Annotated in this window: 28 protein-coding genes; 8 read left to right on the forward strand and 20 right to left on the reverse strand. The window is 29.1% G+C overall.

Features of this window, described 5'->3' with window-relative positions; genetic code table 11:
• Positions 1–3: 3 nt before the first annotated feature.
• The 4 genes from M2214_RS13975 to M2214_RS13990 all read right to left on the reverse strand — a co-directional run bounded on the left by M2214_RS13975 (position 4) and on the right by M2214_RS13990 (position 2928).
• Positions 4–240 (reverse strand): FeoA family protein, encoded by a 237-nt coding sequence (locus M2214_RS13975; RefSeq protein ID WP_248479897.1) that lies wholly within the window; start codon positions 238–240, stop codon positions 4–6.
• A gap of 129 nt (positions 241–369) precedes the next feature.
• Entirely contained in the window at positions 370–792 is a 423-nt protein-coding gene (locus M2214_RS13980; RefSeq protein WP_248479899.1) for a metal-dependent transcriptional regulator, read from the reverse strand.
• A gap of 203 nt (positions 793–995) precedes the next feature.
• Positions 996–2300 carry a Na+/H+ antiporter family protein gene (locus tag M2214_RS13985; RefSeq protein ID WP_330651508.1) on the reverse strand — a complete coding sequence of 435 codons (1305 nt, stop codon included), beginning with the start codon at positions 2298–2300 and terminating at the stop codon, positions 996–998.
• 100 nt (positions 2301–2400) lie between these two features.
• Positions 2401–2928 carry a hypothetical protein gene (locus M2214_RS13990; RefSeq protein WP_248479900.1) on the reverse strand — a complete coding sequence of 176 codons (528 nt, stop codon included), beginning with the start codon at positions 2926–2928 and terminating at the stop codon, positions 2401–2403.
• Between the two features lie 535 nt (positions 2929–3463).
• Here M2214_RS13990 and M2214_RS13995 point away from each other — a divergent pair.
• The 3 genes from M2214_RS13995 (at position 3464) to M2214_RS14005 (ending at position 6978) form a co-directional block, all read left to right on the forward strand.
• The gene (locus M2214_RS13995) at positions 3464–4351 is read left to right on the forward strand and encodes a sulfite exporter TauE/SafE family protein (RefSeq protein WP_248479902.1); all 888 of its coding nucleotides are present in this window, start codon (positions 3464–3466) and stop codon (positions 4349–4351) included.
• 281 nt (positions 4352–4632) lie between these two features.
• Positions 4633–5622: a stalk domain-containing protein gene (locus M2214_RS14000; protein WP_248479911.1), complete on the forward strand. Its 990-nt coding sequence runs from the start codon at positions 4633–4635 to the stop codon at positions 5620–5622.
• A gap of 123 nt (positions 5623–5745) precedes the next feature.
• Positions 5746–6978 carry an aminopeptidase gene (locus M2214_RS14005; RefSeq protein WP_248479919.1) on the forward strand — a complete coding sequence of 411 codons (1233 nt, stop codon included), beginning with the start codon at positions 5746–5748 and terminating at the stop codon, positions 6976–6978.
• 32 nt (positions 6979–7010) lie between these two features.
• Here the strand turns inward: M2214_RS14005 and M2214_RS14010 are convergent, their stop codons facing one another.
• Positions 7011–7973, reverse strand: a complete 963-nt coding sequence (locus M2214_RS14010) for a DegV family protein (RefSeq protein WP_248479921.1) — start codon at positions 7971–7973, stop codon at positions 7011–7013.
• A gap of 360 nt (positions 7974–8333) precedes the next feature.
• On the opposite strand from M2214_RS14010, the gene M2214_RS14015 reads away from it, so the two are divergent.
• From M2214_RS14015 to M2214_RS14025, 3 genes are read left to right on the forward strand one after another with little or no spacing between them, the layout of a single operon-like run.
• Positions 8334–9218, forward strand: a complete 885-nt coding sequence (locus M2214_RS14015) for an ABC transporter ATP-binding protein (protein ID WP_248479923.1) — start codon at positions 8334–8336, stop codon at positions 9216–9218.
• Positions 9219–9223: 5 nt separating this feature from the next.
• Complete coding sequence (locus tag M2214_RS14020) at positions 9224–10021, forward strand: ABC transporter permease subunit (RefSeq protein ID WP_248479932.1); 798 nt, start codon at positions 9224–9226, stop codon at positions 10019–10021.
• A gap of 29 nt (positions 10022–10050) precedes the next feature.
• On the forward strand, positions 10051–10848 hold the full coding sequence (locus M2214_RS14025) for an ABC transporter permease subunit (protein WP_248479941.1): 798 nt from the start codon (positions 10051–10053) through the stop codon (positions 10846–10848).
• 110 nt (positions 10849–10958) lie between these two features.
• Here the strand turns inward: M2214_RS14025 and M2214_RS14030 are convergent, their stop codons facing one another.
• Genes M2214_RS14030 through M2214_RS14045 form a run of 4 tightly spaced genes read right to left on the reverse strand, consistent with a single transcriptional unit; the run spans position 10959 to position 15593 of the window.
• A complete protein-coding gene (locus tag M2214_RS14030; RefSeq protein WP_248479943.1) occupies positions 10959–12203 on the reverse strand; it encodes an HlyD family secretion protein in 1245 nt (414 codons plus the stop codon).
• A gap of 28 nt (positions 12204–12231) precedes the next feature.
• A complete protein-coding gene (locus M2214_RS14035; RefSeq protein WP_248479946.1) occupies positions 12232–14589 on the reverse strand; it encodes an ABC transporter permease in 2358 nt (785 codons plus the stop codon).
• Positions 14589–15281, reverse strand: coding sequence for an ABC transporter ATP-binding protein (locus M2214_RS14040; RefSeq protein WP_248479948.1), 693 nt, complete (start codon positions 15279–15281; stop codon positions 14589–14591). Before M2214_RS14040 ends, M2214_RS14035 begins: the two co-directional genes overlap by 1 nt.
• A gap of 54 nt (positions 15282–15335) precedes the next feature.
• Entirely contained in the window at positions 15336–15593 is a 258-nt protein-coding gene (locus M2214_RS14045; protein WP_248479950.1) for a hypothetical protein, read from the reverse strand.
• A gap of 208 nt (positions 15594–15801) precedes the next feature.
• Here M2214_RS14045 and M2214_RS14050 point away from each other — a divergent pair, with 208 nt between their 5' ends.
• Positions 15802–15999 carry a PspC domain-containing protein gene (locus tag M2214_RS14050; protein WP_248479952.1) on the forward strand — a complete coding sequence of 66 codons (198 nt, stop codon included), beginning with the start codon at positions 15802–15804 and terminating at the stop codon, positions 15997–15999.
• Positions 16000–16060: 61 nt separating this feature from the next.
• Here M2214_RS14050 and M2214_RS14055 read toward each other — a convergent pair whose 3' ends face one another.
• Positions 16061–16915, reverse strand: a complete 855-nt coding sequence (locus M2214_RS14055) for a CPBP family intramembrane glutamic endopeptidase (protein ID WP_248479954.1) — start codon at positions 16913–16915, stop codon at positions 16061–16063.
• Positions 16916–17466: 551 nt separating this feature from the next.
• Between M2214_RS14055 and M2214_RS14060 the strand changes: the two genes are divergently transcribed.
• On the forward strand, positions 17467–17625 hold the full coding sequence (locus M2214_RS14060) for a hypothetical protein (protein WP_248479977.1): 159 nt from the start codon (positions 17467–17469) through the stop codon (positions 17623–17625).
• 91 nt (positions 17626–17716) lie between these two features.
• Here M2214_RS14060 and M2214_RS14065 read toward each other — a convergent pair whose 3' ends face one another.
• The 10 genes from M2214_RS14065 to M2214_RS14110 all read right to left on the reverse strand — a co-directional run bounded on the left by M2214_RS14065 (position 17717) and on the right by M2214_RS14110 (position 26414).
• Positions 17717–18541, reverse strand: coding sequence for a metal ABC transporter permease (locus M2214_RS14065; protein WP_248479979.1), 825 nt, complete (start codon positions 18539–18541; stop codon positions 17717–17719).
• On the reverse strand, positions 18522–19184 hold the full coding sequence (locus M2214_RS14070; protein ID WP_248479981.1) for a metal ABC transporter ATP-binding protein: 663 nt from the start codon (positions 19182–19184) through the stop codon (positions 18522–18524). Before M2214_RS14070 ends, M2214_RS14065 begins: the two co-directional genes overlap by 20 nt.
• Positions 19185–19195: 11 nt before the next feature.
• On the reverse strand, positions 19196–20131 hold the full coding sequence (locus M2214_RS14075; RefSeq protein ID WP_330651509.1) for a metal ABC transporter solute-binding protein, Zn/Mn family: 936 nt from the start codon (positions 20129–20131) through the stop codon (positions 19196–19198).
• Positions 20132–20498: 367 nt separating this feature from the next.
• Positions 20499–21350, reverse strand: a complete 852-nt coding sequence (locus M2214_RS14080) for an NAD(P)/FAD-dependent oxidoreductase (RefSeq protein WP_248479993.1) — start codon at positions 21348–21350, stop codon at positions 20499–20501.
• Between the two features lie 12 nt (positions 21351–21362).
• A complete protein-coding gene (trxA, locus tag M2214_RS14085) occupies positions 21363–21680 on the reverse strand; it encodes a thioredoxin (RefSeq protein ID WP_248479995.1) in 318 nt (105 codons plus the stop codon).
• Between the two features lie 234 nt (positions 21681–21914).
• On the reverse strand, positions 21915–22658 hold the full coding sequence (locus M2214_RS14090) for an MEDS domain-containing protein (RefSeq protein ID WP_248479997.1): 744 nt from the start codon (positions 22656–22658) through the stop codon (positions 21915–21917).
• 117 nt (positions 22659–22775) lie between these two features.
• Positions 22776–23390: a DNA-3-methyladenine glycosylase family protein gene (locus tag M2214_RS14095; protein WP_248479999.1), complete on the reverse strand. Its 615-nt coding sequence runs from the start codon at positions 23388–23390 to the stop codon at positions 22776–22778.
• 256 nt (positions 23391–23646) lie between these two features.
• Positions 23647–24000: a hypothetical protein gene (locus M2214_RS14100; protein ID WP_248480001.1), complete on the reverse strand. Its 354-nt coding sequence runs from the start codon at positions 23998–24000 to the stop codon at positions 23647–23649.
• Positions 23993–24352 (reverse strand): PqqD family protein, encoded by a 360-nt coding sequence (locus M2214_RS14105; protein WP_248480010.1) that lies wholly within the window; start codon positions 24350–24352, stop codon positions 23993–23995. Before M2214_RS14105 ends, M2214_RS14100 begins: the two co-directional genes overlap by 8 nt.
• Before the next feature lie 133 nt (positions 24353–24485).
• Positions 24486–26414, reverse strand: a complete 1929-nt coding sequence (locus M2214_RS14110) for an OPT family oligopeptide transporter (protein ID WP_248480012.1) — start codon at positions 26412–26414, stop codon at positions 24486–24488.
• Between the last annotated feature and the right edge of the window lie 243 nt (positions 26415–26657).

The raw sequence follows: 26657 nt of genomic DNA on the forward strand, positions 1-26657 counted from the left end.
CCTTTACTTTTCAATAATTTTCACTAATATATTAACTGTTTCTTCTTTTCTAAGAGCTATAAGCGCTCCCTTTATTTTATAAAGCTTAGGCTCACCTAGAGGACTTTTTCGTATAACCTCTATAGATGCTCCAGGTACTATACCTAAATCTAACATTCTTCTTCTAGATATTCCTTGATTTAAAAGCTCTAAAACTATACACTTTTTGTCTATATCTAGGTCTTTAAGAGTTGTTTGCATATTGCACCTCCTTAGCCATGGCTAATTTCTTATACATAATATAATATGAATGAATATAAATTAAGTTACGAGAATTTTATAATACCTTAGTGTATAAAAAAACCGCCCTTTGTAATGGACGGTTCTGAGTTATATATCTAGTACACTATTCATTTGTAAATCCTGTATTTTTTTTGCTATATCTTCATTTTCTTTTAAAACAACTATCAATTTTTCTATAGACTTTATGGTTTCTATACTAAAATAATGTTCCATAGCCTCTGCTTCTTGATCAATATCACATTCAGCTCCTATTATAGTTATAAACTGTTTTAATATAGAATTTCTGTCCACTAAAAATTTGCCTTTTCTCTTTCCCTTATCTAATAATTTTATCTTTTGATAAGGCTTATATCTTATATATCCAAGCTCATCTAATTTTTTGAGCCCTTTAACTACAGACGGCATTGAAAAATTTAAACACCTAGCTATATCTTTTACTCTAATTTCTTCATTATATAAAGAAAGCCTATACGCTTCCTCTAAATAATCCTCAAGACTTGGAGATAACATCAAGAAACTCCTTTCTAAACAAAAATTCGCTTAATGCTAACACATAGCTCATGTCGCCAACAAGTCCTAACGGGCTCCGTTGCTCAAAATAGTTGATACTTTAGTCCTTTAATCAATGCTATGCTAAGATTAAATATTATATAATTTCCTTGTATATAAATAAATCCTTAATTAAATAATATTATTTAATTAAGGATTTATGATTAAAATATTAAAGCTCCCACAATTCCAAATATAATAAGAGGAATATTATAGTGTAAAAAAGTAGGAATACAAGTATCCCAAATGTGGTTGTGTTGATTATCTACATTAAGACCAGAAGTCGGCCCAAGTGTACTATCCGAAGCAGGTGATCCCGCATCTCCAAGAGCTGCTGCTGTTCCTATAAGTATTATAGTTGCCATGCTACTAAATCCAATAGAAGATGCAAGCGGCACATATATAGCTGCTATTATAGGTATAGTTCCAAATGAAGTTCCTATTCCCATAGTTATTATAAGACCTAATAAAATCATAGTCGTTGCTGCTATTAACTTACTAGATCCCATAAGAATAGATCCCGACTGAACTAAAGTTTCAACGCCTCCTGTTGCTCTAATAACAGCCCCATAACCTGATGCTACTAACATAACAAATGCTATAAATCCCATAGTATTTATACCATCACTTACAATATAATCTATATCACTCCATTTTATAGCTCTAAATAATACCATTATAATTATACCAACTAAAGCTCCTAAAGGAAGCGATCCTAATGTCAACTGTACTGTTAAAGCTGATAATGCAGCCATCATAGAAACATAGTGTTTTTTATCCATATTTGTATCCAAAGTACATGCAACTTCATCTATACATATATCTTCAGATGTATATTCCCTAGGTTTTCTATAAGTTATAAATACCGCTATTAGTAAACCTATAATCATTCCTATTCCCGGTAAAACCATAGCTTTCCATATCATATCAGTTTGTACATTCATTCCATTAGCATTCATCTGATCTCTTATAATGTTATGGAATATAAGTCCAAATCCAGCGGGTATACACATATACGGCATTTGAAGACCAAATGTCAACGAACAGGCAACAGCTCTTCTATCTATTTTAAGATTATTCATAATTCCTAGTAACGGTGGAATTAATATAGGTATAAATGCGATATGAACAGGTATAAGATTTTGAGAAAAAATACTTATAATTGCAATTAAAATAACTAATATAACAGATTTTCCTTTTATTAATTTAGCAATTTTTCTAGCTAATATATCCGCTAACCCTGTTTTGTGAATAGCACATGCTAAAGCTCCTAATAAAATATAACTAAGAGCTGTTTCTGTATTCCCACCCATTCCATTTATAAATACATTCATAATTTCATCAATAGAAATTCCTGATAATACTCCTGCACTAATAGCAGCTATTATCAAAGATAAAATAACATTGAGTCTCATAAGACATAATGCGGTCATTAATATAACAGATATTACAACTGGATTCATCAGCATAATTCAATTTCCCCCTCTAACTATTTTCATTGCTTCATTTTTTGTCACTTCATTACTTTATCACTTTATCAAAATAAAGTAAAGAGTAAAAATTTCTAATTTAATAATTTAAATTAGAAATTTTCACTCTTATAAACTGTTCTCTATCCTCATCACTATATAAAAGAGGCTCAACAACCTTATATATATCTAATGATATATCACTTTTTCCTGTATTTCTTCTTATTTTTTTACTTTCATACTTTATATTATATTTTATCTTTTTACCTTTATCATTTAAATCAAGCTTTATATACTCTTTATTTACATTAGATGTGGGGATAGTATCATTTGGTAAAAATTTTTGTGAAATATTTAATATATTATCTATATTGAGATTATTATTTTTTTTAAATATTATTGTTATACAATTTGCTATTTTATCGTCCATATTTAAATTATATTTAATACTAAATATATTGTAATTCCAATTATTCAATTCTTTATCTTTAATTGTATATAATAAGTAATCTCTGCCTTGTTCGAATAATACATTATTTTTAAACTTTAATTCATAATAAAGTTTAATGCTTATATCCTTCTCTCCTAACCCATTTCCATTTAAACTAATTTCCTTAAATTTGATCAATCTTTTATTTATATCCTCAAGTAATATATTTTTATAATTTACAAACTCATTTTTATATTTTTTAAAATCTATTTTAGATATATATTTTTTATATTCTTTATCAAAAATTATAAACCCCTCCTCTATAATAGACTATATATTAAATTATATAATAAATTTCAAAATAATATAGGTTATTTTTTTAACAATCTTCTCGCGTTTATAGCGCTTTCTTCTACATTTTTATAGTTTTTTCAAAATTCTATATTCACTTTATTTTTATAATGTTTTAATATTTGAAAACACGAAAACAACTGTATCTCGCATTAGATACATCGTTTTCCCGTTGATATTTAGCCATTTATCCATACGATTTTTTTTTATGAAATACTTGATTTTTTAGTAGACTTAAATCTTAAAATAATATATAATTTAATTTGTTCACAGCACGTTTGATAATTATATAACTATTTGCTTGTAAAAATAGTTATATAACGCTTATGAACTAATTTCTATTTATTTCAAAATTATTATATTGTGAAAGGAAGATTTTTAAATGGCAAAAATACTTTTAGGAATTATGATTGCTTCTGGAATTCCATTTACTTTCATGCTTGTTCAATCTTACATGAAGAGAAAAGCAGAAGGTAGATTAGAAGAAGAAAGTTTTATTAAAATGGGTTTAATAGGAGCTTTAGCAAACTTTTTTGACACTTTAGGTCTTAGTAGTTTCGCTATAGAAACATCTTTATTTAAAAACTTTAATTTAGTTAGCGATGAAAAATTACCTGGAACATTAAATGTTGGTGCAACAATCCCAACTTTATTTCAGGCTTGTATATTTATAGCATCTGTTAATGTTGAACCTTTAACTTTATTCTCTATGATAGTTGCAGCACTTGCAGGTGCAATTGTAGGAGCTGGACTTATATCTAAGCTTCCTAAAAAAACTATACAACTTGCAATGGGAATAGCTTTATTCTCAATGGCAATAATATTACTTGCTGGACAATTAAACCTTTTCCCAGTGGGTGGAGATGCTATGGGTCTTCATGGAACTAAGCTTATAATAGCTATAGTTGGTAACTTTATATTTGGAGCTTTAAATACTTTAGGTATAGGACTTTTTGCTCCATGTATGACTTTGGTTTACATGTTAGGTATGTCTCCAATAGCAGCATTCCCTATAATGATGGGTTCTTGTGCACTTTTATTACCTTTTGCTGGTATGAAGTTTATAAAGGAAGATACTCACTCTGCTCAAGGTTCTATGGCAGTTAACGTTATGGGTCCAATCGGAGTTTTAATAGCTGCATTTTTAGTTAAGTCTATGGATGTTTACCTATTAAAATGGTTATTAATATTCGTTGTTGTATACACAACATTCATGATGTTCAAATCATATAAAGAAACAACTGCTAAAGAAAACAAAAGAGTAGCTTAGTATGATAAAAAAAGCAGGTAGGTTTTTAACCTACCTGCTTTTTTAGTTTCACAGAAAACATTGCTTCCCAAATTCAGAAAATTATAACTGTTACTTTCTTCAATATAATCCTATTTTTTGATATTATCTAGATTTTAATATATATTAGATGTATCTATATATACAAACGAATTCCATTTTCTTATCTTTACAATTTTATCCTCACAAACCATTTTTATTCCATTGTATGCGTTTTCTTACAATGATAAAATTGTTAATGACTTACAAAGGAGGAATTCATAATGAAAAAACTAATATTGAGCTTAATTTTTGCTGCTCTGCTACTAGGTAATTCTACTTCCTATGCACAGTCATATCTTATGCATACGGTCCAAACCGGAGATACCTATACTTCTATTGCAAAGGAGTATAATACAAGTATAGATAGTATTCGTTCATTAAATAACATATCAGAATACAATCTTAACTCTGGAAGTTTAATAAAGATCAAGCCTATAAAAGATCAAAAAACTATATCTATCAAAATAGATGGTAAAGTAGTTTATACAGATCAAAATCCTTATATAGAAAATTCACGTACATTTGTTCCTATAAGATTTATATCAGAAAATCTAGGTGCAGATGTATCATGGGATGAAGATTCACAAGAAGCTATATTAGAATATGAGGACAAGAATATCAAATTGCCAGTATACTCTAGTACAGCTACTATAAACGAATCTACAGTGTATCTTGATGCCCCTGTGAACATATATAATGCAAGAACATTCGTACCCGTTCGCTTTGTAGCCGAGGCATTTAGCTGTTCTGTCAACTGGGATAGCTATAACTATGTAGTGGATATTCAAACTAAAGGTTACATACCTTCTCATGAAAATACAGTTAAGCCTAATGTTCCTAGCTATTCTAGCGAAGATTTATATTGGCTATCTAGATTAGTAGAAGCTGAATCTCAAGGAGAACCCTACGAAGGAAAACTAGCTGTTGCCAATGTTATAATAAATAGAAAAAATAGTGAATTATTCCCTAATAGTATAAAAGGAGTTATATTTGATGATAACTATGGAATTCAATATACTCCAGTTGCTAATGGTAGAATATATAATACCCCTTCAGATGCTAGTATTCAAGCTACAAAACAAGCACTTGAAGGACATAATAATATATCAACATGTCTTTACTTCTTGAATCCAAGAAAGTCAACTAACAATTGGATAGTATGGCATAGATCTTACTATAAAACCATTCAAAATCACGATTTCTATTTATAGTTTTTAAAGATGTATTAAGATGATTAAAAATCATCTTAATACATCTTTTTTATTTCCCTTTTTTTGGTCACTTCTGTATAATTAACTTATATTATTTAATAATACTAAAGAAGAGGTGATTAAATGAATAGTTTTAATGAAAATCTAAAAAAATATGCTTCACTTGCAATTAAAGTCGGTGTTAATATTCAAAAAGGACAGACACTTATAATAAACTCTCCTATAGAGTGTGCTGAGTTTACGAGAATAGTAGCTAAATGTGCTTATGACAATGGAGCTAAAAATGTTCATGTAAGATGGGGCGATGAAGATTTAGCTCTTATCAAATATTTGAATGCACCAGATGAAGCATTTGACGAGTTTCCTAAATGGGAAGCTGACGGTCTTGAAGAGTTAGCTAAAAACGGTGCTGCAGTTATATCTATATCAGCTTCTAATCCAGAACTTTTAAAGGATGTAGATCCAAAGAGAATTGCAGCTGCTAATAAAGCAAGATCTCTTGCTCTAAAAAATTATAGAGAGTACATAATGAACAGTACTATATCTTGGTGTGTAGTTTCTATTCCAACTAAAGCTTGGGCTAAAAAAGTATTCTCTGATGTATCAGAAGATGATGCAGTTCAAAAGCTTTGGGATAATATATTTAAAATAGTTAGAGTTGATAAAGATGATCCTATAAAAGCTTGGGATATTCATTTAAAAACTTTAAATGACAGGGTTGAGTTTTTAAATAATAAAAACTTTAAATCACTTCACTTTAAGTCAAGTGTAACAGACCTTACTATAGAACTTCCAAAAGATCATTTATGGGCTGGTGGCGGAGAGTACAATGCTAAGAAAACATATTTTGTCGCAAATATGCCTACAGAAGAAGTATTTACAATGCCTCTTAAAACAGGTATAAATGGAACTGTTAAAAATACAAAACCTTTTAACTACGCAGGTAATTTAATAGATGATTTTACTTTAACATTCAAAGACGGTAAAGTTGTAGATTTTAAAGCTGAAGTTGGTCATGAAACGTTAAAAAAATTATTAGAAACAGATGAAGGTGCTTCTTATATTGGTGAAGTAGCTTTAGTTGCTTATGATTCACCTATATCAAACTCAAATATAATATTTTATAATACTTTATTCGATGAAAATGCATCTTGCCATCTAGCATTTGGAATGGCTTATCCTACATGTATAAAAAATGGAACTCAGATGAGTTCTGTAGAGCTTCAAAAAGCTGGTGCTAATGATTCATTAATCCACGAAGACTTTATGATAGGTTCTGATGATATGGATATAGTAGCTGAAACTCATGATAGAGAAAAAGTTCAAATATTCGAAAATGGTAATTGGGTGATATAACAAAAAGTAGCTTGTAAATACAAGCTACTTTTTTAAGAATTCAATTTTGTATTTTTTATTCTTTCCATTATCTCAGCTTTTTTTTCCATTAGCCCATTTACTTCATTTATAAGAAGATTATCTTTTTTATGTCCTTTCTCTATATAATACATAGATATAGCTCCAAGTCCTACATGAGTTCCAACTGCTACTCCCATCTGCATAATATATATATCGCCTTTAAAATCAGTTTCTTTTTTTATCTTATTCTCTAAATTCTGAGCCACACTAATATCAGATGTATATCCTATTATTATAAAATCTGTAGCTTCTTTATCATTTCTACTTATAAATTCATCTACATAATGCTTTAAAACTCTCTTACGGCCTCTTTCCTTTGCTACTATTGCTCCCTTTCCCTTTTTCATACTCATTATTGGTTTAATCTTTAATATCTTTCCTATAAAAGCACTTGAATTTGAAAGTCTTCCACTTTTTATTAAGTGATCTAAATCATCAACAGATAAGAAATGCTTAACATTTATCTTATATGTCTCATTGAATTCTACTATTTCTTCAAAACTCATTCCTTGCTCTTTTAATATAGCACTTTTTAAAACCAACCATCCACTGCCATGGCTCATACACTTTGAATCAACTATATGAATATCAACATTAGAGCCTTCATGCTCATCATAAAAATAATCCTTAGCTATAACTGCTGATTGATAAGAACCACTTGTCCCACTTGACATGGATATACATATTATCTGTGTATATCCATTTACTACAGCTTCATTCATTATCTTCAGATATTCTGTAGGACTTGGCATAGCAGTTGTTGGCTCTTTCACTAAATTTTCGATTATACTGTAAAATCTATCTGGTTTTATATCTATTCTATCCTTATAAACTTTCCCATCTATATTAATCGTCAACGGAGCTATCCCAATATCATACTTATCTATTAAATCTTGAGATAAATCACAAGTTGAATCTGCTATAATTTTTATCATAAATACCCTCCAATAGTTATGTTATTTTATGTCTATATATTATTTTGCCTCGATAATTGAAATCTACGTCATAAAATTGTTAAGTTTCCTATATGTTATTATACATTCCATGCATTAATTTTGTAATATTTTTTAGAAAAATTAATTAATCTGTCCTTAAAGAAATTATCATTTTTGTTATCCATTATTATACTACTTACAATAGCTTATATCCATATAGGCCTTAATCTCATCTTTACACCCTTGTATACCATAAATTCTAGTAAGAATAATATACATTTGTTTGTAAACAATAATGTTAATAGTAACCACTTTATAAACAGGATTAAAAACTTATATTTTTAAGGAGATGTTCTAAAAATGAATGTTATTGAAACCAACAATTTAACTAAAAGTTATGGTAAATCAAGGGGAATTGACGATATAAGCTTTAGTGTTAAGGAGGGAGAGGTTTTTGGATTTATCGGGCCAAACGGTGCTGGCAAATCAACAACTATTAGAACACTGTTATCTCTGATATATCCAACTAGCGGAACTGCTAAGATATTTGGCAAGGATATTGTACAATATGGTCCTGAAATAAAAAAAGAAATTGGTTATTTACCATCTGAAGTTTTTTATTATGACAATATGAAGGTTATTGATCTTTTAAAGTATTCAGCTAGTTTTTATGAAAAAGACTGCAGTAAAAGAATAGATTATTTAGCAAATGCAATGAATCTTGACTTAAATAAAAAAATCGATGACTTGTCATTTGGAAATAAAAAGAAAGTCGGTATAGTTCAAGGCCTACTTCATGAACCTAAATTAATTATTCTTGATGAACCTACCAGTGGGCTAGACCCCCTTATGCAACAGAAATTCTTCGATTTACTTGAAGAAGAAAATAAGAAAGGTGCAACAATTTTGTTTTCCTCCCATATTTTAAGTGAAGTCCAAAGATTGTGCGATCGTGTAGCTATTATTAAAGAAGGTAAAATAATCAAATTAGAAAAAATGTCTACTCTAAAAGAAAATACCTATAAAAAATTCAAGATTGAAACTTTATCAAAAACAAATAAAGATTACTTTAATATTGCTGGCGTAAATAAGTTAGAATCAAAGGGAAATATAGTCACCTTCATATTTAAGGGTGATGTCAATTCAGTTATAAAAAAGATTTCATCCGTTGAAATATCCAACCTTTGGATAGAAGAACCTGACCTGGAAGAGATCTTTATGCATTATTATTCAGAGGAGGAATAAATAAAATGAATATATTTTTACATGAACTAAAGGCCTATAGAAAATCCAGTATTATATGGACTTTATCCTTAGTTGTGGTAGTTATTATATTTTTTTCACTTTTCCCTTCATTCTCACGTGATATTGAGCAAATCAAAAATTTATTGGAAGGCTTCCCTAAATCTATAAGAAACATAATAGGTATTTCCCTGGAAAGTTTTGATAATATTTTAGGATACTACTCTTTCCCCTTATCATTTATAATTTTAATCGGAGCAATTCAAGCTATGAATTTTGGTGTTTCAATTGTATCAAAGGAAATACGCCAAAAAACAGCAGATTTTTTGTTAACAAAACCTATTAAACGAACTCAAATTTTAACGTCTAAGATACTGGCAGTAACTACATCTTTAATAGCTACAAATATAATTTATATATTAGCCGCAAACATCATTGCATCTATTGTAAAGAATGAAGACTATAGCTTTAAAATATTCTTTATGGTCTCTATTACATTGTTATTTGTACAACTAATATTTATGTCATTAGGCGTTATTATCTCAGTTATTTTGCCTAGAATCAAATCAGTTTTACCTATTTCTCTTGCTACTGTATTTGTTTTCTATTTTATAAGCTTTTTAAGTTCAGCAGATAGTGATGATATTATTAGATATATAACTCCTTTTAAATACTTTGATCCTGCTTATATTATAAAAAATGGTGCTTATGAAACACCCTTTATCATTATATCCTTATTAGTTATTATTGTTTCTATTATAGCAAGCTATGCTATATATGATAAAAAGGATATTCATACAGTTTAATTAGGTTCAAAATAAAGGAGGTTTAATCAATGAATATATTTACTCGAGAAATGCATGCTAATATAAAATCACTTATCATATGGTGTATAGGCATGGTTGCGATGATTGGATCCGGTATGGGAAAATTTGCAGGGTTTACTAAATCAGGGGTGTCTATCAATGATATTATGGATATATATCCTAAGCCCTTATTAAATATAATGGGTATAAGTAGCTTTGATTTATCAAAAGCTATTGGATTTTATGGTGTTCTTTTCTTATATCTTATATTAATTGCTACGGTTCACGCTGTCATGCTTGGATCAAATATTATAGCAAAAGAAGAAATAGATAAAACCACAGAGTTTTTATTTATAAAACCTGTTTCAAGAAATAAAGTTATAACAACAAAGCTATTAGCTGCTGTTTTAAATATAATTATTTTAAATATAGTTACATTAATTGCATCATTAGTTGCCGTTAATTATTTTAATGACGGCGATGCAATATTAGGAGATATAATAACATTAATGTTAGGTATGTTTATTCTGCAAGTTATGTTTATGTGTATAGGTTCATTTTTAGCTTCTTTTAGTAAAAAAACTAACTCTGCAACTTCTACTGCTACAGGAATACTCCTAGCCACTTTTATTTTATATATGATAACAAATATGTATGATAAACTTGAAAATCTAAAATATTTTACACCCTTTAAATATTTTGAAGCTGAATCTATAATTTTAGGGAATGGCATTGATTTTGTTTTTATAATACTATCTATTGTAATTATTGGAGTATCATTAACAGGAACCTATGTATTTTATAAAAAGAGAGATTTAAGTTTATAGTATTACAACCATCTAAAGAGTATCCACCATTTTTCTAATTAAAATTGGTGGATACTCTCTTTAGATTGATTCTTTAAAATAAGCTATGCGATAGCATAAAGTGAATTTTTCTATTTGCTTATTACCTTAGCTCCCTCCTCAATTTTTTCTGGATAAGGTGTAATAATAACTTTTGTTTGTTCATCTATATCCTTTCCTAACACAACATTAGATGATGAATCAAATTCTTTATCTATTTTTAATACCTTAGCTTTTCCGTCATCAATAATCCACATGCCCTCACCCTCCATCCAAGGAAAAATATAATCTTTAGATACGACTTGAGCCTTATCTTTACTGTAAGTTATAAATTTCACGTCAACTTCTTCTCCTTGGATTAACTTAACATCCTCTTGCGGTTCAACAAGCACTTTAACCTTTTTCTCTACTAAACCCAAGGGGGAAGTAACTTCTATAGCATTAGGTGCTATAAATGTAATTTTGCCCTTTATTGTTTCTATTTTACTTTGGTTTTCAACCTCTAAATATGCGGTCATTCCTATCTTAAGTTTTTTTACTTCTTTTGCTAAAACATAGGATTCTACCTCATAAAGCCCAGCATGAAAGATTTCAAATAACATTTGATTTTCTGATATATAGTCTCCTTTATCTAATGAAAGATTTGATATTGTTCCGTCTATAGGCGCAATGACTTTCATTTTATCTATTTTTTCTTCAAGTTGTTTAATTTGCAAATCTATTTTTTCTACTTGTCCTGCATAATATAGATTTTTACCGCTTCCAATCTTTGATCTATCTTTTAAAGTTGTAAATTTAAAATTTTCTATATTTAATTTACCAACTGCTTGCTTATATTGATCTTCTATCTGTTCAAAATCCGTCTTGCTTATTGCTCCACTTTCAAAAAGTTTTCTTTTTCTTTCTAAATCTTTCTTCACTGAATCTACTTCATATTTTGCAAGTTCTATAGCTTCTTCTTGGAGTTTTAGCTCAGAATTTTTTACAATTTGTTCTTCAGATTTTTGTTCTCCTGCTAAACTATTTTTTTGAGCATATAAAATATCTAATTGATATTTTAAATCATCATCATCTATACTTAAAATTGCATCTCCTTTTTTTACAGCGCTCCCCGCTTCTATAAATAAATCTATAATCTTACCACTTCCATTACTAAATACCTTCATGCGCTTCTTTGGCTCAACACTACCCTCTTCATAGTGATATTCTTCATAATTGATTTTTTCTAATTGGACAGTTTTGACCACTAAAGGTTGATTTGATTTATAAATCATAAAACCAACGATGCCAAAAACCACAACTACTAACAATAAACTAACCATCGTCTTTTTTTTCATTATATTTTCCTCCTTTTATACAATCCCTTTATTCACGTGCATTTAATGCTTCTGTCACAATTATTTTACCTATTTTTCTTCGTCCAAATATTTGTGGGATGATAATAGATATAGTGGTTAGTACAATACTAAAAAACATGGCCTCTATGGGTACGGTAGATGGCATGATGAAATGTTCTGTACTACTGGTTTCAGCAAAGATTACAAGCAATAATTTTCCCAATGGAACCCCTAGAGCCATACCAAAAATCGAAATAATAAATTGTTCAATTATCAACACTTGATGTACTTCTCTTTCACTCATACCTACCACTAACATTGTTGCTAGTTCACGATTTCGTTCTGATAAAGATATAGTGAGGGATACATAAATAACAGCAAAACCTGTAACCAAACCGAAAAATACTAAAATGCCAATCATCGCAGTAGTCTGCTGCATAAATTCAGCAAATTGCGCTGCAATTTTTTCACGAAAATCAAAAGTTCCTATCATTTCTGATTCATCATAGTCATCTTTTAATTTGTCTAAAGATTCCTTTGTTCCATTAACCATTAATGCATTTGCTGCATCTCTTCCATCTAGTAGTTCTTTAACTAAATCAATATTCATATAGCCGTTTGATCCAATATATTGTGGAATAATTTTAGTAACCTTTATTTTTTTCATTGTTTCATTTCTAAAAAGTGGACTTTCTAGACTCACATAGTCCCCTTCTTGTATATTAAGGCTTTTAGCCATCCAGTGGGTCAACATCATTCCATCTGCTTGTAATGGCACAGGGTCATCATTTAAGTCATATAGGTGATAGAGTTTACTATTAAGAGGTAAACTAATAATTATAATCTCTTCACTCCTCCAATTATTAAAGATTTTAACCGGGAATTGCATCATAGGCTCCACATCCGTTACACCATCCTTATTCTTCAATTCCCTTACAATAGGTTTACGATCCATGTATTTATTTAGAGAAATTTTCATGTCATAAGTCTCAATCTTCGTAAATTGATCCATCAACATTTTGTCATACATATTACTCATCGCTACTGGAAAACAAAGTAACGCTGCTGTAATAGAAATACCAAATAAAATAAACAAACTACGTCCTTTATTTCTTACAATATTTCTTAACGCCATCTTTATCTTTATATCTAGGTTTTCAATTACCCAATAAAATTTGTCTAGTAGACCCTCTTTCCCTTCTACACTAACATTAGCTCTCATTGCATCAGCAGGTTCTAGTTTTAAACAGTTTTTTGCTCCTGCATAACCTGAAATAATGGCAAACAATAATGACAAAATAAAACTATTTACTAAATATCTTTTATATAATCCGGCTGTAACAAAAGGCATATTATAACCGATTCCTAGCATTTCAATTAAACTTGGTACAGAAGATATTCCTATATAAAAGCCTATCGCTCCTCCTATTAATCCTATTATTATAGAATAAGAAATATAATGAATAAGTATTCTAAAATCACTAATACCAAAGGCCTTCAAGACTCCAATTTGGGTACGCTCTTGTTCTATAATCCTTTTTAAAACAATATAAATAATTACTCCTGATATAACTAAAAACATAATAGGTAAAGTTTTAGTCATACTACGAATTCCATCCATCTCTTGAGTTGTTGTAGCGTGGCTAATCTGATCTTCTCTCGATGTAATTTCTTCAATACCATATTTGTATACAACTTCTTTGATTTTTCTCTTTGCAGTTTCAAATTCGTCTTCATTATATAATGAAAAAGCAACATTGTTGATTTGATTTACATTGTCAAACATTTCGCACATGGATTTATAAGGCATAAAAGTTAAATCAAAAGATGTTGGATCAGAAATAAGCTCATTATCATTCTTTTTTGCATAAACGAATTCAGGAGATCTTCCATAACCTACTACCGTTAAATTATAACGCTTCCCATTTACTACTACAGGTAATTTATCTCCTAATTCCATCTTCATAGCATCAAAATAATTATTTCCAATTATAATCTCACGTTCATTTTGGTTTGGCATCCTACCTCCAAGCAATTCTATATCATTAAGCCTATTCTCCTTATCAGCATCATAGCTTATAAACTGAAAAATAACTTCTCTTTCCTTATCCAATAAACGAACACGTTTTTCTAGTCTACCTGTGGCATTTTTTACTTCTTTTATCCTTATAATATCATCTACAACATGATTTGGCATACCAACTACCTTTAATGTTCCATCCGCAAAGTGATAATCTTTATAGTACTTATCTAATGAATAGCTAAAACTCTCATAAAGCATAGAAAACATATTGTAAAGAAGAATGCCCAAAATAACTAAAATCATACTTGCTAAGTATGTTCCTTTCTGATTCCACAGATCCCTCATCATTTTTCTTAGGAGCATTAGAATTCCTCCTTCTCCGTTAAATAACCATCACGGATAAGCAAGCATCTATCAGCAAACTTTAATAGTTCATGATCATGACTAATAACAATGACTGTTTTCTTATATTCTTTGTTGATTTCTCTTAATAGTTCTAGAATTTGCTGGCTAGTTTGAGAATCTAGGGCACCTGTTGGCTCATCACAGAGTAATATTTCTGGTGATTTAACGATTGCCCTTGCAAGTGCAACTCTTTGCTGTTGACCTCCAGAAAGTTGTGATGGAAAGTGCTTTTCTCTCTCCTCTAAACCTACTTTCTGTAGAATCTCTTTTACTGGTAATGGATGTTTTGATAGTTCTGCTGATAAAGAAACATTTTCAAAACAATTTAGACTTGGAAGCAAGTTGTAAAACTGAAATACAAAGCCAATTACATTTCTTCTATATAAAGACATGGCTTTTTTATTAAACTTATGAACAGCTTGATTTTTATAAAAAAGTTCTCCTGACGTTATACTATCCATCCCTCCAATAAGGTTCATCAAGGTACTTTTACCCGAACCGCTGGGTCCTAATATTACAATAAAATCTCCTTCATATATTGAAAAATTAACCTCCTTTACAACATGAGTCTGAATCTCTCCATTTATATATATCTTATTTAGATTTTTGGCAATCAAGATAGGCTCTTTGATATCTTTTTTATTTTCCATATTACCCTCCTTTTTTCAATGATTTTATTAGGTAATATTCCTTTTTAATTATTCTTAATTTATTCCATTCTCATAAAATAGTTCTCTAAAATAGTCAAAATACTCCTCTATCTTATCTACTATTTCATCTATATCTGCATTTTCTTCTATGATTTGAGTCATAGTTATCTTTTCTAACGTACTGTAGATAACTACCATTGTTTTTTCTATATCGATACCCTTTTTAAAATAAGAGTAATCAACACCTTTAAACAAGGTTACTTTTGATTGTTCACTCATTTGATTTTGTTTTTTGATTACAATTTCTTTCATTTCAAGGTTTGATTCATTATAAATATTTTTGAAAAACTCAAATCATCTTAATTATATAATGATTGACCAATGTAGTCTATTATTGGAATATAAGAGTGAACATGTACCAAATAAATAATTAAAATTATATTATATACTAGATAAGAATTTACTTATCTTAAGTTTTGATAATATAATGATCCAAAAATACAAGAATAGAGGTGATCTTATGACTAAAAAGAAGATCTATAAATCAATAAAAGATAGAAAAATTTCAGGTGTGTGTGGTGGCATAGCTGAATACTTTGATATAGACTCTACAATTGTTAGATTACTATGGATACTATTTATACTTCTAGGAGGCAGCGGTATTTTAGCCTACATTGCATGTTCATTAATAATACCTAATGATCCAAATGTTTACTAAAAAGTAAATAAAAAAATGAGAATTAGATAATCGTATCTAATTCTCATTTTTATTCTCGCACTTAACAACCTGCATCACTTTCACACAAGCGTTCTTCATCTAATATTATCTCATTCTTTCTAAACCATATAATAATCTTATACATAAATATTAAACCAACAGCAGTAACAGCAGATTGTATAATAACCACATTATGAGATAGTTTAATGAACTCTACTAGTATACTAGAAACTATTATACCAATTCCATTGTTTATAAAATGAGCAAACATAGTTATATATATAGATTTTGTTTTTAAATACAGATAACCAAATACAACTCCAAGCAGGAAAGCATTAATTCCTTGATGTAAATTCATATGCATTACTGCAAATAAGAGAGAAGATAATATTACAGCTATATTATCATTGTACTTTCTGCTAAGACCTTTAAGTATTATTCCTCTATAAATTATTTCTTCATATATAGGTGCTACTACACATATAGAAATCATAGCTATGACAGGGTATCTAAACAATTCATTAAAAGCTTCTTCAATTGACTCATTTACTGGTACTTGATCGACTAATATCCCTATACTATTATCAAAAACTATTCTCAATCCCAAAACTATAAGTATTGTATATATATAATATTTTTTAGAAATGCTTCTACTTTCTTTTTGTCCTACTTCTTCCTTTGTAGAATACCTTTTTAAAAGCCACTTTATCATTATAATTTTAACTATTAAGCTACCCATGCTTTCAACATAAAAATATATAGAAGATGAATTCAAAGAAAATATTTCTTCAATTATATAAACAGGTATCATCAAAAAATCGGAAAGTATATGGAGTATAAATATCCATATAGCTCCTAAAATACCTATCTCTCGTATTTTAATATTTCCAATCTCTAAGTTTTTAATTAAGTTCATCGGTACTCTGCCTCCCTTTTGTCTACCTAATATTAAGAGTTAATTGTATATTAAAAATCTTAAATGCATCTTAATTTTATAAATATAATTATACATATATAATTATATTATAGTATTGTATTTAAACAAGAATGTTACAACAACGTATCATTCTATTTAAATATTAGGATAGTGAAATAATCACTATTCTAGATAATGCATAAAGCTTCTTGCTAATGGTTAATAATTCTAAATAAGTAATAATTAAAGGTATAACTATTTATGTAAAATCTAAGATATTCTCGCTGATTATTTTTATCAGGCTAAAATGCTGGCGAGGAGGCGATGAAGATGTTACAATATAGAATATGTTTCCTAAATTCTTCATAAATCAATGTTAATTTTATTTAACATGGAATTTAGGTTGTACATAGATAATAGAATTTTTAGGAGGAATAAGAATGAATAAAATTACAGTTTTCGGTAGCAAACTTTGACCAGATTGTACACCAGTGAAAGAGTTTCTTTCAGAAAATAATATTGAATTTTTATATCTCGATATTACAGATAGTATGTTAAATCTAAAAAGATTTCTGAAATACAGAGATACAAGACCTGAGTTTGATGAAATCAAAAAATCAGGCAGCATCGGTCTTCCTTGTGTAATGATCAATAAGGGAGAGCATTTTATTTTTGAACAATCTGAAATAGAAGAGTTTATCAATAATTAGTTAAAATAATTTAGAAGTTCTTTTAAAGAAAATAATGAGGAGTGCTTAACAAGCACCCCTCATTATTTATATAATTTATTGAATAAAAAAACTATGCCAGCACTTTTTTATGTTTTATATATTTACTTAAAACAATAGCCACAAAATATCCGCTTACAGATAACAATATTATAGTTGCTCCTGATGGAATATTGTACTGATAAGATATTGTTAGTCCTAAAACATTAAATACTATTCCTAATAATGTAGACAATATCATAATATTTTTGATATCGTAAGTAAAGAGTTTAGCTATAGCTGGAGGTATAGTTAAAAGTGCCATAGATAGTATTATCCCGACTACTTTTATTAACACTACTATGCTAAGGGCTATTAATATAAACAAAAAAGACTCTAAAAATAGTGTATTTATACCTAATACCTTAATAAATTCTTCATCAAATAAATAAGCCTTCCAGTAATTAAATATACTAAATATAGATATAATTATTATTACACTTAATATTATCATTATTTTTATATAAACAGATGATACCGTTAGTATATCTCCGAATAAATAAGATGTCATATCAGGTGGGTATCCAGGAGTTAAAGATATGAATAATATTCCAAGAGCCATTCCAACTGACCAAAACATACCTATTAAAACATCTGAATTAGTATTTGTCTTTCTATTTATAGTAGATATCCCGAGAGATGCCAATACCGAAAACATAAGCCCTCCTATTATAGGCTCAATACCTAACAAATATCCTAGGCCTATACCCCCAAACGAAACATGAGCTATACCACCACTCATACTTACAAGTTTTTTTTCAACTATTATTGTACCTATTATTCCGCATACTACACTACTTAATATAGCAGCCATAAAGGCATTTTTTATAAAATTATAACTAAATAATGTTTCTATCATGCTCCTCCTCCTTGCAACTAGCTAATCCCTTATCCAAATAAACTACTCTATCAGTATACGAAACAACCTCTTCCATATCATGAGTAACTATTATTATAGTCTTTTCTTTTTTTATTTTAGATAGCATCTCATAAATATCTATTTTTGCTTTAAAGTCTAAACTTGCAGTAGGTTCATCTAATACTAGTATATCTGGGTTTGTCATAAGAGCTCTAGCTATTAATACCTTTTGAAGTTGTCCTCCTGATAATTGTCCAATTTGTCTATTTTCAAACTTGAGTATTCCTAGTTTATCCATAATATTTCTTGCCCTGTCTATTTCCTCTTTAGAATATCTTTTAAACAACTTAATTTTATTAGATAACTTAGCCATAAGTATGACATCTAATACTTTTATAGGAAAGTTTTTATCAAAAGATGTAAATTGTGGAACATATCCTATAGACGTATTGTCTTTTAATGAAATACTTCCACTTGTAGGCTTTAATATCCCAAGTAAAACCTTTAAAAGAGTACTCTTTCCAGCTCCATTAGGTCCTGTTATTCCTACAAATTCTCTACTTCCTATTTCTAAATTTATATCTTTTAAGGCGCATACTGATCCATAACTTACGCTCAAATTTTTCATTTCTATATCATTCATATAATCCTCTCCTACTTTAAAACTTCCTCAAATGTATTCGATATATGTTTTAAATTCTTTATATAATCACGACTTAAAGGAGATACCTGTATACTTTCTCCACCTATTTCCTTAGCTATAGTATCAGCCTGTTTGCTGTCAAATTCTTCTTGATAAAATACAAACTTAATGTTATTTTCTTTAGCAAAATCTATTATATCTTGAAGTCTTTTGACTGTAGTTTCCTTACCTTCTTCTTCTATAGCAACCATATTTAGATCATAATCATCTGCAAAATATCCAAAAGACGGGTGGTATATTATAAAAGATTGTTTGCTAACATTATTAAGGGTATCCTTAATCTCTTTATCTACTTCATCTATCTTAGATATGTAATCCATGGCATTTTTTTCATATATCTGCTTATTATCAGGATCCAATTCTATTAACTCATTTTTTATTTCATCAATCATTACTTTAACCCTCTTTGGAGACAACCATATATGAGGATCACGTCCTTCATGATCATGTTCATCATGTGTATATTCACCTGAATCATCTTCATGTTCTTCATTAAACATTCTATCTGGATATACATTTCTCACTTTATCGTCTAAATGCACTACTTTTATACTTTCATTTAAGCCTTCTATCATTGGAATTATATTAGACTCTTCTGTTGGAACTCCTATTGAAAAATAAATTCGTGATTCACTAAGCTTGGACATCTGCTTAGGCGTAGGTTGATAATTAGCAGGACTATATCCTGGAGGTATCATAACCTCTACATCAAGTAAGTCTCCTCCTACTGCTTTTACAAATGTTTTTTCTGGTACAATAGCTACAGAAACTTTTATATTGTCTGTTCCTAAGTCACTACTTTTATTATCATCTGCTTCTTTATTTGAGCATCCACTCATTAAAAATAATCCTATTATAATAACTATATAAATTAAAAATCTCTTCAAAATTTTCACTCCTTATTAATTAATAATAATTATCATTCACTTTTTTCATCATAACATAATGACTTAATTTGTCAATATAGTTTCTGTAGAAAATAATAAAGATATATGGTTATTTAACCATATATCTTTATTATTCTCTTATATTCTTATCTATAAACGTAAATATTTCTATATTTACTAATTATTATTAAATAAAAAATTCGTCTAGTTGCTACGCACTGGCTCATGACGCCAACAAGTCTCACTCCTCTGTTGCTTAAAATAATTGCAAGTGTAGTTCTTCTATCAATATTATCCACTGAACGAAAATTTTATAATCCCTTAGTGTATGAAAAAACACGCTCCTTAATGAAGAGCGTGTTTTAATCTATTTCTTATCAAGATATGAAACTGCATTAAGTGCTGCAACCTGACCTTCTCCTGCAGCTTTTATATACTGATATGGTTTTCCTATACAATCTCCAGCTGCAAAACAGCCTTGGATATTAGTCTTCATACCTCTATCTACTTTTATATGATCCTGTTCGATTTCAAGACCTGGAACTAAGTATTTAGGAGATATACTGTTTCTTATAAAGAATATTCCATCTACATCTAACTCTGAGTTTCTAAGTACAAGTTTATTAGCCTTCATCTCTCCTCTAACCTCAATAGGTACATCCTTTATAACTTCTATACTACCATTTAGGTCATACTCGCCTTTGTACATAGGTATATAATAAACCTTAGATGCTATTTCCATTAAGAAATTGGCTTCTTCCTCAGCCTCTGTATTATAACCTACAATAACTACATTCTTTCCTCTATATAAAGCTGCATCGCAGGTAGCACAATAACCGACTCCCTTGCCTAAATAGTTTTCTTCTCCTTTTATAGGCTTTGCATACTCTATTCCAGTAGCAAGTATTACCGTAGTAGCTTCATAAGTTTTTTCATTCATCATTAGGGCAAAATATTCTCCCATAGCGTATACATTATTAATTCTTTCTTCTGTAATCTCAATACCCATCTTATCTATATGAGATTTAAACATATCTTTTAGGTTTTCACCGTTTACACCATGAATACCTAAGTAGTTATCTACCTTAGGTGCTTTTATTATCTTATCACTTAAATTGCTGTTACCAAATACTATTATACTTTTATTTCTAACCTTAGCATTTATAGCAGCTGACAATCCAGCTGGCCCACTTCCTAATATAGCTACATCATATCTCATAAAATCACCATCTTATAAGTGTGTTTCTATTTGAGATTTTATCATATCCTTAGGTCTAAAGCCCATTATAGTATCCACTGGTTTTCCATTTTTAAATACTATCATAGTAGGAACACTTGTTATTTGAAATTTCTCAGCTAAATTTATATCTTTATCTATATCAACCTTCATAAACTTAACCTTATCACCAATTTCTTCATCTAAGTTTTGGAATATTGGAGCTAACATTTTACAAGGTCCACACCACTCTGCAAAAAAATCTACTACAACTACCCCATTATCATTTTCTACTTCTTTGCTAAAATCATTAGTATTTATAACTTTTATCATGATTAAATTCCTCCCAATTCAAATTAATTTTACATTTATTATATCCATACTATACTCTTTTATTATCAATATGTCAATATCGTAATATATAGATATTAAAATCCATTTACTCTTTCCTTTTATTACTTTACCCAATAAAATATGACTTAATCAACAATATTATTCTATTTTTTATAATTAATTAAACAAGCGTCTTAACTGAAAAAACCTCCTACAATTATAGAAGGTTTTTATCTATCCTCTTAAAAAAAACTTGTCCAAAATGTGAGAATGCGTATTTACTGATTTTTTGATAACCTCTTCATCTATAACTTCCTTATTATTTATATAATCACAATAATCATATATGCAAATAAGAGATGCCTTCGTATTCCTTAAACCTTCAGTTAAATTAGCTTCCCAGTCCAAAAAATCCTTTTTAGAAGTTTGTTCAATAGCATATGTAGGCTGACCTATCCACCGAATACCGCTATATCCTTGTTTAGTTTCTTCTTTTAGTAAAATTTCAATTTTTTCTTTAAGTTTTTTTACTCCACCATTTTTATTTATATCTATAAGCTGCTTAACAGATTTAAATTTTAAATTTTTTCCAGATATTCCATTATCATTTAAACGTTTTTTCAGATCTTCATACAATTCAGGTTTCATTGATATATATAGCACTTCATTATTATCTAGTCCAACTTTAATATACTGAACCATATTTGTAAAGAGATGACACTTTCCGTAATAATAAAAAGTAGAATGAGTGCCCATTATATTTTTCAAATTCATTAAGTGAGTATCTTGTATAGACTTAATATACTGAAATCTAACTATTAATTCATCTAATTCTTCGCTTAGCTTTATAACCTCTTGATCTAGTAAATTTTCATTTTTTTCTGCTATAATACTATTTAATTTTTGACGAGTCAACTCAATCTTATTTTCCAAATCATAATAATCATTTTTTTCTACAGTATCGTATCCTATATTCATCACTATCATCCCCTTTCGCTAAAATATTACATTTTTATCTATATTATATCATTTTTGGTATATTTTAATATGGGATATTATCTAAATTAAAAGTTATTGTATTGTATACAATAAGTTTTATTTTAAAGATAACTCCCACAAATACAAAGATGCTACAGAAGCATACGGCGAATATATTTCCTTATATTCATTAAATAACTTTTTTGATATCTCTTCTAATCCATATAAATTCATAATACCCCTTCTTATTCCCAAATCATCATAACTTATAACATCTAATCTGTTTAGCGAAAATATAAGTATCATCTGAGCAGTCCATACTCCAACCCCACGAAGACTAGATAATTTTTTTATTATTTCTTCATTACTTAGAAGGTGCAGATTATTAAAATCAACAGTTTTAGATAAAGCTGCATCTGCAATTCCCTTTATATAATCCACCTTTCGATTACTCATACCACATTTTTTGATACTCTCATTATCTGTGTTTACAATATTTTCAGGTGTTATATCACTGATTAAATTACAAAGTCTCAACCATACAGTCTCAGCAGCCTTTTTTGATACTTGCTGACTTACTATACTAGATATTAAAGCTTCAAAGGGATCTTTTATGATTTTCCTTTGTATAAACCCTATTTTGTCAATGCTTTCTCCTAAAAGCTTATCCTTTTTCTTCAAATATTCTATTTCTTCTTTACCATATCTAAAATAGTCTATATTCTTAAGCATAAAAAATCTCCTCCTTAATATACTTAAATGTAATTCTATCATACTACTATAAAAATTAACATTATACTACATTCTTAGATTTATACCCATTTCATTGATTATGTAACTTTAATTTCATTAATTTAAGATAAGTAACGGATATTTTTAAAAATAATATAATAATAATGAATGTATAAAAAATCAAAAAATAAAAAGGTGTATGTGAAAATAGATTTAACAAAAACACTATTTTCACATACACCTTTTTATATAAATATTATCTAGCTTTATATACCCTAGAATTATGATCTACCACCTCTACAATAAGTCCTTTATTCAACATATCTTTTATCAAATTTTTAATAAATAGCCTTGGATCGGTTACTGTTAGTTTATTCTTACTCCAAAACAAAGATGCCTTTGTTCCCTTAATAAGATTCTCTATATCTTTTACAGTTAGTTTTTCTTTTTTATTAAACTCATTCATTATTTTATTCTCTATTTTTTTATATAATTTATTTAATAATTCCTCATTCTTTCTTTGTTGTTTAATGTAGCCCCATGATAACAAAAAAGTAAATGTAACAGCAACTAATAATATCTTAAATAAAACATTTATCATATTAATCACTTACCTTTTCTAATTTTATAAAATCATTGTTTCTCAAAATATTTATATAAGTTCCTAATCTTTCATAAATAGGCTCGGCTTTTTTCCCAAATTCATCTTTAAGGTTGCTTCCTATATCTTCAATATTGTTTTCACCATCTATTAATTTCCAAACACAACTTCCTTGCTCATCCAAATCTATTTTCATCTCTTTTGGAGTTTTAAAGAAAAATCTAACGATTTTGTCTAGCCTTCCTTCTCTTGGTATAATAATTTGAACAAAGCCATTTTCATTTATTTTCCATTTATAGCCGCAAGTCTTTTTAGGAACTAATTCCAAAAAGTTATCATCTTTTTTTATTTTATTACCCATTTTGTCACCTCTTTTTTATAGTAGTAAAATTCGCTTATGCTATCGCATAGCTAATGTCACCAACGAGTCTGAAATTATATATTTGATTAGAGATTAAAAGAGGATATTAAATATCCTCTTTTATATTATAATATTAATTTTTCTTTAATACAGAATACTTCATTAATGAATATACCAATAATGCAAAGAATGCAAGTGATCCAATTTGTCCTAAGTTAACTCCAAGTTCTACATTTAGGCCTGCTACTGCAAATACTGCAAGAAGTATTCCAACTAAACCTTCTCCGGCAATTAAACCTGATGCATATAAAATTCCTGATTCAATCTTATCTTTGAATCCTCTTGCTTCCTCATTTTCATTAACAGCGTCTTCTCCGCCTACTTTATTTAACTTCTTATCTAATACTCCTCTTATTAATCCACCTACCATAATAGGTGTACTTAAGTGAATTGGTAAATATAAACCTATTGCTATAGGAAGAACAGGTAATCCTAATAATTCAATAGCTACTCCTATTCCAACTCCTGTAAATACTAAAGCCCATGGTAAGCTTCCACCCATAACACCTTCTATAACAAGCTTCATAAGAGTTGCTTGAGGTGCTGGCAATTCAGCAGATCCAAATCCCCATGCTTGGTTTAATAATGTTAAAACAGAACCTATTGCAACAGCTGCAGCTAATGATCCAATTAACTCTCCATATTGTTGCTTCTTAGGAGTAGCTCCTACTAAAAATCCAGTTTTTAAGTCTTGAGATGTATCCCCTGCCATAGCAGCTATAATACATATTATAGCACCTACTGTTAATGTAGCTATCATTCCTGTTTGTCCATCATTTCCAGTTGATTTAAATACTATAGCTGTAATAATTAATGTAGCAATAGTCATACCAGAAACTGGGTTTGACGAACTTCCTACAAGACCAACTATTCTTGATGATACAGTTGCAAAGAAGAAACCTAATACAGCAATCATTAAAGCTCCACCAAGTCCTACAGGTATTATTGGAAGCATCATCATAGATAATACAATTACTAATACCCCTATTAGAACAAGTTTCATAGGCATATCTTGCTCTGTTCTCTTTAATGAACCACCACCTGCTCCTCCAGCAGAATAATCCTTCATAGCATCTTTAAATGTTTGCACTATTAATGGTAAAGACTTTATTAAGCTGAAAACACCACCAAAAGCAACTGCTCCAGCACCAATATATCTTATATAATAATTCCATATTCCCCAGTATCCTAATTCACTTATAGGAACAGATGCAGGATACATTATAACTTCTCCCATACCACCAATATTCGAGATTAATGGTATTAGTCCAAACCATCCAATAACAGCACCAGCTAACATATAAGCAGAAATAGTAGGTCCTATAATAAATCCAACCCCTAAAAGTGCTGGTAAAACGTCTGCTCCAATAGCAGCGTCCTTGTATCCTTTAATAGTTGTTTCAATTTCACTTGGAAATAATTTCATTCCATCAGCTATAAACTTGTATAATGCTCCAATTCCAAGACCTGTAAAACAAGCCTTAGCCTTGTCTCCTCCTTCTTCTCCAGCAAGAAGAACCTCAGCACAAGCTGTCCCCTCTGGATAAGGTAAAATACCATGTTCTTTAACTATTAAAGCTTTTCTTAAAGGAACCATGAATAATACTCCTAAAACTCCACCACATAAAGCTATAGTTGTTATAGTTAATAAGCTTGGAGTTCCCATATTCCACTCTTCCAGCCAAATATAAAGAGCTGGTAATGTAAATATAGCTCCTGCTGCTAATGATTCTCCAGCAGAACCAATAGTTTGTACCATATTATTTTCTAAAATAGATTCTTTCTTTAAAACCCCTCTTATAAGTCCCATAGAAATAACTGCCGCAGGAATAGATGCACTTATTGTCATTCCCACTTTTAATCCTAGATATGCATTAGCAGCACCAAATACAACGGCTAATAAAATACCTAATACTATCGAAGTCATTGTAAACTCTGGTAAAATTTTGTCTGCAGATATAAAAGGTTTAAACTCTTCTTTTACATTACTTTCGTTTGCCATGTTAGAACCTCCTTATAAATTTTTTTAAAAATATATAACTTTATATAATATTATATATTTTCAAAAAATTTATTGTAATTTTATCACTTTTTTCTCTGAATAAAATTTCTGAATAATAGAAAAAATTCGTCTAGTTGCTACGCACTGACTCATGTCGCCAACGATCCCTACGGTCTCCGTTGCTCAAAAATAGTTGAAAGTGTAGGTATTTCATAAATGTTATATATAACTTAAGAATTATAT

Origin of the sequence: Tepidibacter aestuarii (assembly GCF_934924865.1) — a bacterium.
In the GTDB taxonomy this organism is placed as follows: domain Bacteria; phylum Bacillota; class Clostridia; order Peptostreptococcales; family Peptostreptococcaceae; genus Tepidibacter_A; species Tepidibacter_A aestuarii.